The organism is Streptomyces sudanensis, assembly GCF_023614315.1.
In the GTDB taxonomy this organism is placed as follows: Bacteria; Actinomycetota; Actinomycetes; order Streptomycetales; family Streptomycetaceae; genus Streptomyces; species Streptomyces sudanensis.
Genome location: NZ_CP095474.1, coordinates 870,605 through 883,802, shown reverse-complemented (window position 1 = coordinate 883,802; position 13,198 = coordinate 870,605). Strand labels below are relative to the sequence as shown.

Below are 13,198 nucleotides of genomic sequence, written 5' to 3'. Positions count from 1 at the left end.
CCTAGCGGTTGAAGTAGTTCAGCCACGTTCCGGCGATCGCCGCGCGTTCGGCGGCGTCGACCTCGTGCATACCGGGCCCGAGGTCGCCACGTGCCAGTTTCCGGACGCCCGCGAGGATCTCCGCCTGAACGAGGTAGATGAACGGGCCCACGCTGGCGCCGTGCAGGAAGTTGACGGCGTTGCCGCCGTTGAGCAGGTAGAAGTAGTGCCCGGTGGTCTGGTAGCGGGTGATGTGCTCCCCGTTCGGAGTGCGCTGGTACACGTGGGGGAGGCCCGCCAGGTCGAGTTCGTCCTCGCTGCTGGTGACCGTGGCGACGTAGGCACCGTTCCGCAGCGCCGAGAAGTCTTCGCCCCTCAGCGAGACCGCGCCGGTAGCGCACAGGACCAGCCCGGCACCGTGCAAGGCGGCGTCGCGGTCCCTGGCGACGGTGAAACCCTGCGAGAGCGCCTGTGTGCGGCGGACGGGGTCGAGGTCGTACACGGTGACCTGCACGCCCTTGGCGTGCAGCAGTCGGGCGATGCTGGAACCGAGCTTGCCGAACCCGATCACGAGGGCCGTGCGGCCGTGCAGGATGTCTCCCCGGCTGCGCATCAGGGCCTCGGTCGAGAAGACGACCGACTGACCGACGAGGAAGTCTTCGGGGTCCTTCAGCGGGGATCGGGCGACCGAGACGACCGGACAGGGCAGCTTCTCGGCGTTCGCGTACCGCTTGTGCCCGTTCTCGGTGTCCTCGACGACGCCCAGGATGCGGCCCGAGAACCGCTCGCACAGGGCGTCGAGGGTGGGCGCGAAGTACCCGCCGACGTCGAGCAGTACGACGGGTTCACCCCCGGCCCGCGACTCGACGTAGTCGACCGCGCCGGCGGGGTCCTCGAACAGCTCCCGCGAGAGGGCGTCGCACTGCGTCGTCTTCTCGATCTCGCGGCGGGCGGTGAGATCGATGGACTTCGGCTTGGGCAGCACGGCCCGCAGGTTCGTGCCGATGCCCACGGCCCGCACGAACGCGGGTCGCTCGGGCAGCAGGTGCGTGATCAGAAAGGCGGACGGCTTTTCCTCCGGGGCGAAGGTCTCCGCGATACGCGCGAAGTACGAGTCGAGACGTGCACGCTCGAACTGCTCCATTGTTCACTTCCCTTGGTTGGGCGGTAAGGCTCGGGACAGGGGCTGGACCCGCCCCCGCGCCGGGGAGATGGGAGACGCGGGGACGGGGGTCATCGGGTGGCGCGCCGCCCGCGAGGTCTGCGGTGGCGGCCCGTCCCCGCCGGGGAGTGGGGCGGGCACCGGGCGGGGACGGGAGCTTGCGGGGGCGCCAGCCGCCGAGTGGGCAACGGGTACACCCGGAGGGAGTACCGAGCGTCGTAGTCCGTCACGGTGAACACGGAGGCTCGACCGGCGGCGAGGGCCCGAAGGGCGTGTTCGTACGCATGCTCGCTTCCAGCCCACGCGCGCAGCTCAGCGTCAGGTCGCGCGATGTTCGGACCGGCGGAAACGAGAGGACCGTTCCGCAGAGATGGGGCACCAGGGTCCGGAGACAACAGTTGAGCGAGGTGGCAAGCCTCAGCGCGCAGCCAGCGTGCGGCGAGGCGGGCGGAACGGCCGCGGTAGGTGGCGAGAAGGATCTCGCGAGAGCCGCTGAGGTCATGGGCGGTGGCTTCGCAGCGGAAGGCGAGGGGAGGCCGCGGGGCGCCGCACAAAGAAACCGGCGGCGGGAGCGTCAGCGCGGCCGGGCTCACCGCGCGGGCTCCCGTGCCGTCTCGCGTGACTCGATGATCTGCGCGAACTGGATGGAGTACAGCTCGACTTGCGCCCGGGTGAGGACGAGTACGGTCTCGCAGACACCGCCATCCTCGTAGTGGACGGTGACGGGCAGAGCCGCTTGCTGAGCGCGGTGGTCATAGACGGCATCTCGCCGGATGGGCGTCACGTGCGTGACCGGGACCGGCACGGGGCGCAGGGTGGCTCCGTCGGACCGGGCGCGCCAGTCCTCACCGCCGCCGGGCGGGCGAAGTTGGTACGACGCCGAGGTGTCGCTGGGGAGGGTGACGACCACCCCGATCCGTCCCGCCTTGGCGAGGTCAAGGGCGAGGTCGCCGAGGCGGGGATGAAACGGGGCGCCAGCGCTTAACTCGGCACCCCGCGCGGGAGGTTGTTGCGAGGTTCGATCGGCCATACCCCGAAGCTAGGAATATCTCCGGGGCCCCATATGAATTGCAGGAATACGACCCTCAGCCGTCGAGGTGGAAGCGGTCTGACATGCGACGAAGCTTCTCGCGGGTGCTCGCTCGCTCGGCGTACACGATGCTGCGCAAGGTTGACCGGGCGATGGGGTGGTGGCGTACGAGCTGGGGCGCGATGCGCTCCGCCTTCTCCAGCTCCCTCAGCGCCTTGTCGCGGTTCCCGTCCCACAGCCAGGCGCGGGCCAGGTCCATGTGGTGGTGTCCCTGACGGGAGTTGGGAAGCGACTCGATCACTTCCTTACTCGTTCGCCGGTTTATCGACAGCGCCTCGCCTTGCTCATGCATCTCCAGGGCGACGCTGATTGCGTGGATCTGCACGTTGCCCGGCGAGAAGGTGAGGCTGTGGCGGTCGTGGACCGGAGGGCCGGCGGGCTCCACCATCCGCTTGGCGGCGGCCCGCGCGTGCTTGATCCGGTCCTTTGCTTCGGCCTTGCGGCCACCCCGTGCAGCCGAGACAGCCGCACGTAGTTGCAAGGACCCCCACGCCCGTACGGCCAGCGGCTCACCGCGGTCGTATTCCTGCTGCACACTGCGGAGCGCTCGGTCAGACAGGTCAATGGCGTCGTCCCAGTCCGCCGTGGCCCACATGTCCCAGACGCGCATCCAGTCGGCGACGGCAGGCATGACCGGGTCGCCCGACAGCCGCGCGGACCAAGCGGCTCGTTCACACGCCATGGCGACCAGCTCAGGGTGCCCCAGGGCGTGCGCGGACGTGTGAGCGAACTTGCAGCACACGGCGTAGACCGCGTACGCCTCTTCGCGTTCGTGGCCCGTGGCGACTTCGGCCAGGGCGCGCGTCTCGCGGAACAGGTCGGGAAGTACCTCCATGATGGACGTGTTGGCCGCAGCATCGCGGAGGCGGTGCAGCCGAGTGGTTTCCTGCCACAGCTGACGAGCTGGGCGAGGCGTCCCGTCGAAGACGGGAGCAAGGTCGTAGCGACGCAGTTCGCGCATGATGGCTGCGGCAGAGATCTGCCACTGATTCTCGGCCGGGGAGCTGTTGTACGGCCGCCCGATCAAGTCGTTCGGGTGTACGTGCAGCTCGGAGGCGATCAGGTTGAGCAGACCGACGCGATCCAGTTCGATGAGTCCGCGTTCCATCTTGGACACCCAGCCCTGCGTCTTGCCCAGGGCGGCAGCGAGGTCGGCCTGTGTCTTGCCCAGCCGGAGCCGGGCGCGGCGTACGCGGTTGCCGATCTCTTCGGCTTCCTCCAACATCAGCGCGCCCCCCTGTAGGTGAGGCGCCGGCAGTCCGGCAGGCGGCGAGGCATCGTGCTCCATCCGTCGGGGCTTCTCCCCTTGACGGTACCGAGGCCGCGTGCCGCGTGTGGAGTGCTACAGGTCAGGAAGTGCGCTTGGCTCGCCCCGGCCAGACGCACGGCTGCCCGCTCGGTTACGACGGTGCCACGCCCCCAGGAGTGGCACGTGCACGGTGGTGATGTCGGGGCGGGCTCGGACTCAGAGCTGGGATGGACGGGCGCACCGGGCCAATGGGCCCTCTGTGGACCACGCCTCCACGATCAGCTCCGCTCCCGGTGCGCTGTGCCCGCTCCGTCCCAGGTGGGCAGGAGCGCGGGTGGGGTGCCCAAGCAACATGGGGAACGGCCTTGAAAACCCGCCCGGGCGCCGTCGGCCGTTCGGCGGGCCGGCCTGGTGCTGATCGGTTCGTACATGGGGAAAGCCTCCTGCCTGCGGACAGGAGGCCATCCTACATTGGACTCATTCTAAAATTGGGCCGAGGTGGAGCGGCGGGTCAATGCTGGCCGTAGCCGTCCAGGAAGGTGCCGATCCTGGTCACCGCGTCGACCAGGTCCGTGGTGTTGGGCAGGGTGACGATGCGGAAGTGGTCCGGCTCGTGCCAGTTGAAGCCGGTCCCGTGCACCACCATGATCTTCTCGGCGCGCAGCAGGTCGAGGACCATCTGCCGGTCGTCCTTGATCTTGTAGACGGCCGGGTCGAGGCGCGGGAAGAGGTACAGCGCGCCCTTCGGCTTCACACAGCTGACACCCGGGATGTCGATCAGCCGCTCGTACGCCGCGTCCCGCTGCTCCAGCAGCCGGCCGCCCGGTGCGACCAGCGCCTCGATCGACTGGAGCCCCTGCAGGGCGGCCGCGATGGCGTGCTGGGCGGGCATGTTCGCGCACAGGCGCATGTTGGCGAGGATCGTCAGACCCTCGATGTACGAGGAGGCGTGCGCCTTGGGGCCGCAGACGGCCATCCAGCCGCTGCGGTAGCCGGCCACGCGGTAGTTCTTCGACATGCCGTTGAACGTCAGGCACAGCAGGTCCGGGGCGATGGCCGCGGTCGGGGTGTGGGTGGCGCCGTCGTAGAGGATCTTGTCGTAGATCTCGTCCGAGCAGACCACGAGGTTGTGCCGGCGGGCGATCTCGGTGAGGCCGCGCAGCATCTCGTCGTCGTAGACGGCGCCGGTCGGGTTGTTCGGGTTGATGATGACGAGCGCCTTGGTGCGGTCGGTGATCTTGCGCTCGACGTCGGCCAGGTCGGGCATCCAGTCGGACTGCTCGTCGCACCGGTAGTGCACCGGCGTGCCGCCGGACAGGGCGACGGACGCCGTCCACAGCGGGTAGTCCGGCGCCGGGACGAGGACCTCGTCGCCGTTGTCCAGCAGGGCCTGCATCGCCATCTGGATGAGCTCCGAGACGCCGTTGCCCAGGTAGACGTCCTCGACGGAGAGCGGGACGCCCTTCGTCTCGTAGTGGCTCATCACCGCGCGCCGCGCCGCGAGCAGGCCCTTGGCGTCGCCGTAGCCGTGCGAGGTGGCGAGGTTGCGGAGCACGTCCTCGAGGATCGCGGGCGGGCACTCGAAGCCGAAGGCGGCCGGGTTGCCGGTGTTCAGCTTGAGGATGCGGTGGCCTGCCGCCTCCAGCCGCATCGCCTCGTCGAGCACCGGGCCGCGGATTTCGTAGCAGACGTTGGCGAGCTTCGCTGACTGGATGACCTGCATATCGCGAGCTTACGGTCGTGCGGCCCGGCACGCCCCGTGTTTTGCGCCACGTGGGGAACGGCCCCCTCCGGTTCCGCCCCCTTCCCGCGGGCCGGGGCCGGCGGGGTGGCGGCGCCGGCCGCCGCGGCCGGAGGGCCGGACGCGTGCGCGGGGATTGCGCCCGCGGAGGTGGGCCGGCGGGGTGCGGCGGGTAGGTTGGCTCCCCATGTGGTCCTTGAGGAGCGTCGCCGGATGCAGGCGCCTGGGCGCGGTCGGGTCGGCCGGAGTGGCCCTGGGCGGCTGGGCCGCCGGCACCCTGCCGGCCCGGGACTCGTGGGGCCTGTGGCTCCCGCGCGCCCAGGACACCGCGCGGCCCGGTGTGCTCCTGGCCCTCGCCGGGCTCACCCTCCTGGTCGTCGCCTGGTGGCGGTACGGCCGGCTGGTCGCCGACGGCGCCGCCGTGCGGGTCCGGGCGACCGCCGTCACGCTCGCCTGGTGGACCGCGCCGCTCCTCCTCGCCCCGCCGCTGTACAGCGCCGACGTCTACAGCTACGTCGCGCAGGGCGCCATGGTCGCCGAGGGCCACGACGCGTACCGCCACGGGCCGTCCGTCCTGGCGCCCGACGGGATCGGCGGGGCCGCCGCCGCGAGCGTCGGCGGGCACTGGACGGACACCCCCGCCCCGTACGGCCCGGCCTTCCTGCTCCTGGCGAAGGCCGTCGCCGTCACGGCGGCCGGGCACGTCGTGCCGGCCGTGCTCGGGATGCGGGTCCTCGCCGTCGCCGCGCTCGCCCTGCTGTTCTGGGCGCTGCTCCGGTTCGCCCCGCGCCGGGCCGCCGCGGGCGCGCTCTGGCTCGGCGCGCTCAACCCGCTGCTGCTCGTCCACGTCATCGGCGGACTCCACAACGACGGGCTGACGGCCGGGCTGCTCCTGGCGGGCACCGGGCTCGCCGTGCGCCGCGGCCGCTGGATCGCGGGCAGCGCCCTCGTCGCCCTCGCCGTGATGGTGAAGTCGCCGGCCGCGCTCGCGCTGGTGTTCATCGGGGTCGTCGTCGGCCGGGAGGCGTCCGGCCCGCTGGTGCGGCGCGTCGCGAAGGGCCTGTTCGGGCCCGGCGCCGTGGCCGCGGGCGTCGTGGTCGGCGCGACGCTGTGCGCCGGCACCGGCTTCGGCTGGCTGCGCACCCAGAGCGTCGCCGGGACGATCCACACCGCGCTCTCCCTCACCAGCGACCTCGGCGTCGCGCTCGGCGAGTCCATGTACCACCTGTCCGGTGCCGAGCCGGACACCGTCAAGCGCGCCGTGCAGGCCATGGGCCTGACCCTGGCCCTCGCCGTCGTCGCCTACCTCGCGTCGTGGGTGGCGCGCGGCCGGCTGGACCCGCTGCACGCCCTGGGCCTGGCCCTCCTCGCGCTGGTCGCGCTCTCCCCGATGGTCCAGCCCTGGTACCTGCTGTGGGCGGTGCCGCCGCTTGCCGCGACCGCCTGGAGCGGCCGCGCCGGCCGCGCCGTCACCGTCCTGTCGGCGGGCCTGGTGTACGTGACCGCGCCCGACGGGCGCACCCCCGCGTACGGCTTCGCCCTGGCCGCCGTCGTGTGCGCGGTCGGCGCCCAGCTGCTGCTGCGCCGCTCCGACTTCGCCGCCGGCGTGTGGCTGCCGTCGCCGCGCCGCGCNCGAGGACCGCGAGCCCTCCCGCGCCTGACGGCCCGGACGGGCGCCCCTGCCGCTTCCGGGGGCGCGGGCCCGGCGCCCCGGGCCGTCAGAAGAACGTGCGGACGTAGTCGACAGCCGTCCCGTCCGCCTCCACCAGCGGGATCAGCGGCCACTTCTCGAACACGGTGCACGGGTGCGCCAGCCCCAGCGCCACCCAGTCCCCGACCTCCGGCCCCGTGCCCTCCGGGTCCGTCCGCAGCCACGCGTGCTGGTCCGACAGCGCCGTCACCGCCAGCCCCTCCGCCGGGCGGACCACGCCGTCCCGGGCGGACCGCACCAGGTGCGGCACGGGCAGCCCCAGGTCGTACGAGACGTCCCGCTTGCCCGCGTTGAGGAACGCCTCGCCCCGCGTCGGCCGGGACACGACCTGCGCCCACAACCGGAACGCCGGCTCCAGCGCGCCCTCCTGCGGGACGCGGTTGAACGGCGTCAGCCGCTCGTAGTGCCCGTGGTCGTGGGAGACGTACGCGCCGGAGCGCAGGAGCTTCAGCACGGGCGCCGACAGCTCCGGCACCTCGGCGAACACGTCCGCGACCGCGTCGAACCACTCGCTGCCGCCCGCGCTGAGGACGATCTCCCGCGCGTCCGCGAACAGCCCCGCCCCGTCCAGCTCCGCCGCCAGCCCGACGAGCCGCCGCAGCCACGCCCGCACGGTCTCCGGGGACGCGTCCGGCACCTGCGCCTCGTACCCGGCGACGCCGACCAGCCGCAGGGACGCCGCCCGCGCCGCCGCGCGGGCGACCTCCACGGCCTCCGCGCCGGTCCGCGTCCCGGTCCGGGCGCCCTCGCCCGCCGCCAGCTCGACCACCACGTCCACGGGCCGCGCGGAACCGGCCAGCGCCCCGTCCATCAGCTCGACGCCGCGCACCGAGTCGACGTAGCAGACGAAGCGGAACCCCGGGTCGTCCGCGAGCTGCCCGGCCACCCAGCGCAGGGCGGCGGCGTCGACCAGCTCGTTCGCCAGGAACACCCGCCGCACCCCGAACGCCCGGCACACCCGCACCTGGTGCGGGACCGCCACGGTGATGCCCCAGGCGCCGTGCGCCAGCTGGCGGGCGAACAGCCCCGGCGCCATCGTCGTCTTGCCGTGCGGGGCGAACGCCAGGCCGTGACGCTCGGAGTACGCCCCCAGCAGCGCCAGGTTGTGCTCCAGGGCCTCGGCGGAGAGCGTCAGGAGCGGCGTCGTGAAGCCGCCGGTGAAGACGTCGCGCCGCTCGGCGGCCAGCTCGCCGACCGTCAGGCCGTCGGCGTCCGGCGGGAGGCCCTTGAAGCGGTGGTCGACCCGCTCGTCCGCGAGCCGCGCGACGAGCGCGGCGGGCTCCGGAGGTCGTCCGGCGGCCATCGGGCCCCCTCCCTCGCACCCGGTGCGAAGATCGTTGTGTACTCTGCCCGGCGGTGTCTAACACCCGGGCGGACACCGGGTCAACGGCCCCCGGCCGAACCGGCCGCCCGGACCCGGGGCCGGACGTGACGAGGAGGGGCGCCACGCGATGAGCCGGACCTCCGGCGGAGTGCCGTCCGGTTCCTTCCCGCCATCCGGTTCCTTCCCGCCGCCGGGCCCCTCCTGCCCACCCGTGCGCNCCNCCGCCGCGGCCGTCCGCCCGCCCGTCCCGGCCGTGCCGCCGCGCGCCGTCCGCCCNCCCGACCGCTCCCCGCCTCCCGCCGGTGCGCCGCACCGCGCGGGCCGTCAACCACGACCGTCCCGGAACCACCTCACCGAAGGACACCCAGATGACCGAGAAGACCGCCGTCACGCCGCCCGCCCACGCCGCGCCGCCCGCCCGGTTCTCCCACGGCGTGCGCAAGGGGAACATCGTCCAGGTGGCCGGGCAGGTCGGCTTCCTCCCCGCCGGGCCGGGGGAGCGGCCGGAGCTCGCCGGGCCGACCGTGCGCGAGCAGACCCTGCAGACCCTCGCGAACGTCGGAGCGGTCCTGGAGGAGGCGGGCGCGAGCTGGGACGACGTGATGATGCTGCGGGTGTACCTGACGGACGTGGCGCACTTCGCGGAGATGAACGCCGTGTACGACGAGTACCTCAAGGACGTGGCCGTCCCCCCGGCCCGCACCACCGTGTACGTCGGGCTGCCGGCGGGGCTGCTCGTGGAGATCGACGCGCTGGCGGTCCTGGGCTGACGCGGCGCCGGGCGGCGCGGGCCCGCCCCCGCCCCGCCCCCGCGTCCGGCGATCCCGCCTGCGGACGCCCGTACGGGGCAGGGGGGCCGGGTCCTCCCCGCCGTACGGGGCAGGACCCGGCCGGAGCCGTCCGCCCCCGACGCCTCGGCGGCGGCACGGGAGCCGTGCCGCCGCCGGGGGCGGGCGCGGCGCCCGGTGGGGCGGCCGCGCCCGGTGGCTCAGGAAGCCGGGCAGTACTGCTGCTGCTTGCCGATCGACCGGTACATGCAGTCGGCGTTCTCGATCAGGTGGAGCACCGCCTCGCGGTTGCGGGCGGTCTCACGCTCGATCACCTCGTCGGGCGGGTAGAAGCCGCCGCCGGAGGCGCTGCCCGGGTACATCTCGAAGGTGTAGCCGAAGATGCGCTGGTCGCCCCAGAGCCAGTCGTCGATCGACCCGTCGGTGACGTACAGGTCGCTGGACTGCTGGGGGGTGTAGCCGTTGCTGGCGGCCATCTTGCGGCCGACGGCGGCGAAGGCGTCCCGGTCGTCCTGGGTCATGCCGGGCGCGGTGTCGGAGTACGTCCAGCCGAACGGCCAGAGGACCAGCTCGCTGTAGGTGTGGAAGTCGATCGCCGCCCGGATCTGCTGCTTCCCGCCGATGACGCGGGAGCGGACGAAGTCGGCGACGACCTTCACCTCGGGCGTGGACTCGGGGGCCGGTCCGCGGTAGGTGTCGGAGCTCTTGGAACCGGAGGAACCGTTGCAGCAGCCCCACTTGTAGGCCCAGTTGCGGTTCATGTCGGTGCCGACGTAGGAGGAGCCGGGGTTGGGCTGCCGGTTCTTGCGCCAGCTGCGGTAGGTGCCGCTGGCGATGTCGTACTCGCCGCCGTCCGGGTTGAGGTCGGGCAGGACCCAGATCTCGCGGCTGTTGACGGCGTTGGTGATGCGGGAGTCGGAGCCGTAGCCGGCGCCGAACTCGCGCAGCAGGTAGAGGGCCTGCTCGACCGTGAGGTGCTCGCGGGCGTGCTGGTGGTGGGTGAGGAGCACCTCGGGCTCGGCCTCGTCCGTCGCCACGTTGTCGCTGATCTTGATGGCGACGATGTCGCGGCCCTGGTACGACTTGCCGATCACCCGCTTGCTCATGATGTTCGGGTACTGCTGGAGCCGCTGGTTGATCTCCGCCGTCATCTCCGCGTAGGTGTGGTAGCGGGAGTCGGCGGACGGGAAGTCCATCGGCGTGACGGTGCCGCGGTCGTTCCGGGTGCCGGGGGTGGGCAGCGCCTCCAGGCGGTGGCCGAGCGCGCGCAGGCGGCGGACCTGCTCGGCGTTGGCGCTGACCACGACCGAGCGGGCGTCCACCTCGTCGACGGAGACCCCGGTGGCGGCGACGGCCGTCCGCTCGGCGGGGGTGGACGGGCCGTGGACCTCGTACTGGCGGACGACCTCCTCGGTGGCGGCGGCAGGGGTGGGGGAGGCCGCGTCGGGGGTGTTCGCGGTGGCGGTGAGCGGCGCCACGACGGCGAGCGCGAGAGCGGCCGCCAGGGTGACGGACCGTCCACCGGGTATGCGTAGTCGCATGCTGACTCCTGGGTGGGGGGTCGGGGCGGGTGTCCCCGTGCGTCGCAGAATGCTGTTATGGCATGCCCGCGTCAAGAAGAAACACCGGTCGTGGCCGGAAAACGCCACCCCGTCGGGTGCTCTTGCGCGCACGGCCGGCGGGCGCTTGGGTGACGTGCGCACCACTGGCCGCACGGGAAGGGCGAACGGCTCATGGCGGACACCGCGGACACCGCTCACGGAGCGCCGCACGGCGGGGGCCCGGCCCCCTCCCCCGTGCTGCGCAAACCGAGCTGGCGGCACGTCGGACCCGGCATCGTGGTCGCCGCGACCGGCGTCGGCGCCGGCGACCTGGTCGCCACCCTCGTCGCCGGCGGCAGGTACGGCTACACCCTCCTCTGGGCGGCCGTCCTCGGCTGCCTGATCAAGATCTCCCTCGCCGAGGCCGCCGGCCGCTGGCACCTCGCCACCGGCCGCACCCTCCTGGACGGCTGGCGCTCCCTGGGCCCCTGGACGACCGTCTACTTCACCGGGTACGTCGCCGTGTGGGGCTTCGTCTACGGCGCCGCCGCCATGTCCTCCACCGCCCTGCCGCTCGCCGCGCTCTTCCCCGGCGTCATGGAGCTGGAGTGGTGGGCGGTCCTGTGCGGGACGGGCGGGCTGCTGTTCGTCTGGTTCAACCGGTACGCCGTCTTCGAGAAGGTCATGACGGCCCTCGTCGGCGTGATGTTCGCGGTCACCGTCTACCTGGCCCTCCGGGTCGCCCCGGACCTCGGCGACCTCGCCGCGGGCCTGGTCCCGGCCCTCCCGGACGGCTCGCTGTTCTACACCCTGGGCCTGGTCGGCGGCGTCGGCGGCACGATCACCCTCGCCGCGTACGGCTACTGGGTCAACGCCAAGGGCTGGCGGGACACCGGCTGGATGCGGGTGATGCGGCTGGACAACCGGGTCGCGTACGCGACGACCGGCATCTTCGTCGTGGCCATGCTGATCGTGGGCGCCGAGCTGCTGCACTCCTCGGGCATCGCCCTCGCCAAGGGCGACAGGGGCCTGGTCGACCTCGGCGGGGTGCTGGAGGAGCGGTACGGGGCGGCCACCGCGAAACTGTTCCTCGTCGGGTTCTTCGCCACGTCCGTCACCTCGCTGATCGGCGTCTGGCAGGGCGTGAGCCTGCTGTTCGCGGACTTCGTCGCCCGCGCCCGGGGCCGGGACGGCGCCGCCGCGGCACCGGGGGAGGGGGCGGTGCCGGTGGAGCGGTCGGCGCCGTTCCGCGCGTACCTGCTGTGGCTGACCTTCCCGCCGATGGCACTGCTCTTCCTGGACCAGCCGTTCCTCCTGGTGGTCGTCTACGGCGTGATCGGCGCCTTCTTCATGCCGTTCCTCGCCCTCACCCTGCTGTGGCTGCTCAACTCCTCGCGCACGCCCCGCGGATGGCGCAACGGCTGGCTCAGCAACGCGATGCTGGGCGCGGCCGGGGTGCTGTTCCTGGTGCTGTGCGTCCAGCAGGTGCGCGACCTGCCGTGGTGAGGGCGCCGCGCCCGGTGCAGGGCGGCCCTCGCCCCAACACTGGTGCCGTTCGTCCGGTTTGACGAAGTATGCGGAGCGTATGATCTGTCATGAGGAGTCCGAAAGCGGTTCTCCAGCCCCGTTCCCGCCGATAAAGTGCGGGTCTGGAGCACACACGGAGCGAAAGGTGTCGCGGACGACCGCGACACGCCGGGAACACCGGTGGCCGGAGCCGAACGGGGAACCAGCGTGCCGACCGCGATTGCCGTCACCAGTGCCGACCTGGTGCTACCGCCGACCGACCCGCACACCCCCGGCGCCGTCGTGCTCCCCGCGCCCGGCGCCCGGACGCTGGCCGGCGCCCTCGCCGACACCCAGGACCTCGTCGAGCGGCACGGGCACGTCGTCGCCCTCTACCCGGCCTCCACCCCCGCCGCCCACGTGCGCCGCCTGCACACCGTGCGCGCCCTCCTGGAGAGCGACCGCATCGCCCTGCTGCCGCTGGACCTGCCGCCGCTCGGCGTCGCCGTCCTCGCCCGCCAGCTCCGCCAGCTGTCCGCCTGCGACTTCGGCCCCGGTGTCCTCGCCACCGCCGCCCGGCTCCTCTCCCACTACGTCCACGCCGGCGCCGTGCTCAACTCCGTCGCCCGCCTCGACCGCGTCCCCGTCACCCTCAAGGCGCACGCCAAGTCCTGGGTGCCCGGCTCCCAGTTCGCCGTCCTGGCCAACCCGGAGCCCCGCCTCGTCCGCCTCGGCTCCCAGGGCGGCGACCCGCTCCCCGGACCCGACTTCGCCACCCGCATGGTCGTCGCCCGCGACCGGCTCCCCGCCGACTGGGTCACCGGCACCCTCGCCCCCGCCTGGCGCGTCCAGGGCGTCGACGAGGTCCCGCGGCCCGCCGCCTCCGCCGCCTGGTGGGGCACGGCCAAGCTCGTCGAGTTCGCCGCGTACCTGCCCGACCTGCCCGTACTGCACCAGCTCGTGTCGTCCGTGCGCCGCGAGACCTGCGCCTGGTGCGGCATCGAACTCCTCGGCGACCGCTGCGGCTTCTGCGCCGCCCCGCTCGCCCCGCCCCACACGCCCGAGCCCACGACGCTCATGANAACTCTGGACCAACTTGAGGATTTT

At 72.9% G+C, this 13,198-nt stretch carries 8 protein-coding genes and 2 pseudogenes; 4 read left to right on the top strand and 6 right to left on the bottom strand.

All coding sequences use genetic code 11. The features are described from left to right. Nucleotide 1: 1 nt before the first annotated feature. The 4 genes from MW084_RS03930 to MW084_RS03915 all read right to left on the bottom strand — a co-directional run bounded on the left by MW084_RS03930 (nucleotide 2) and on the right by MW084_RS03915 (nucleotide 5,203). On the bottom strand, nucleotides 2-1,123 hold the full coding sequence (locus tag MW084_RS03930) for an adenosylhomocysteinase (protein WP_010469886.1): 1,122 nt from the start codon (nucleotides 1,121-1,123) through the stop codon (nucleotides 2-4). A 607-nt stretch (nucleotides 1,124-1,730) separates the two neighbouring features. Continuing rightward, nucleotides 1,731-2,171 (bottom strand): hypothetical protein, encoded by a 441-nt coding sequence (locus MW084_RS03925; RefSeq protein WP_010469885.1) that lies wholly within the window; start codon nucleotides 2,169-2,171, stop codon nucleotides 1,731-1,733. A 55-nt stretch (nucleotides 2,172-2,226) separates the two neighbouring features. Then, nucleotides 2,227-3,456 (bottom strand): helix-turn-helix domain-containing protein, encoded by a 1,230-nt coding sequence (locus tag MW084_RS03920; protein ID WP_029553411.1) that lies wholly within the window; start codon nucleotides 3,454-3,456, stop codon nucleotides 2,227-2,229. Nucleotides 3,457-3,991: 535 nt separating this feature from the next. Next, complete coding sequence (locus tag MW084_RS03915) at nucleotides 3,992-5,203, bottom strand: pyridoxal phosphate-dependent aminotransferase (protein ID WP_010469883.1); 1,212 nt, start codon at nucleotides 5,201-5,203, stop codon at nucleotides 3,992-3,994. Nucleotides 5,204-5,408: 205 nt separating this feature from the next. Between MW084_RS03915 and mptB the strand changes: the two are divergent. Continuing rightward, nucleotides 5,409-6,853: pseudogene (gene mptB, locus MW084_RS03910) on the top strand (polyprenol phosphomannose-dependent alpha 1,6 mannosyltransferase MptB); the annotation flags it as partial. Nucleotides 6,854-6,939: 86 nt separating this feature from the next. On the opposite strand, the gene MW084_RS03905 reads toward mptB, so the two are convergent. Then, entirely contained in the window at nucleotides 6,940-8,235 is a 1,296-nt protein-coding gene (locus MW084_RS03905) for an alanine racemase (RefSeq protein ID WP_010469880.1), read from the bottom strand. Between the two features lie 389 nt (nucleotides 8,236-8,624). Here MW084_RS03905 and MW084_RS03900 point away from each other — a divergent pair, with 389 nt between their 5' ends. Further along, the gene (locus MW084_RS03900; protein ID WP_010469878.1) at nucleotides 8,625-9,026 is read left to right on the top strand and encodes a RidA family protein; all 402 of its coding nucleotides are present in this window, start codon (nucleotides 8,625-8,627) and stop codon (nucleotides 9,024-9,026) included. Between the two features lie 218 nt (nucleotides 9,027-9,244). Here MW084_RS03900 and MW084_RS03895 read toward each other — a convergent pair whose 3' ends face one another. Next, nucleotides 9,245-10,585, bottom strand: a complete 1,341-nt coding sequence (locus tag MW084_RS03895; RefSeq protein WP_010469876.1) for a M14 family metallopeptidase — start codon at nucleotides 10,583-10,585, stop codon at nucleotides 9,245-9,247. A gap of 192 nt (nucleotides 10,586-10,777) precedes the next feature. Between MW084_RS03895 and MW084_RS03890 the strand changes: the two genes are divergently transcribed. Further along, nucleotides 10,778-12,091 carry an Nramp family divalent metal transporter gene (locus tag MW084_RS03890; RefSeq protein ID WP_010469874.1) on the top strand — a complete coding sequence of 438 codons (1,314 nt, stop codon included), beginning with the start codon at nucleotides 10,778-10,780 and terminating at the stop codon, nucleotides 12,089-12,091. Between the two features lie 228 nt (nucleotides 12,092-12,319). Then, a pseudogene (locus MW084_RS03885) lies at nucleotides 12,320-13,172 on the top strand (hypothetical protein); the annotation flags it as partial. Between the last annotated feature and the right edge of the window lie 26 nt (nucleotides 13,173-13,198).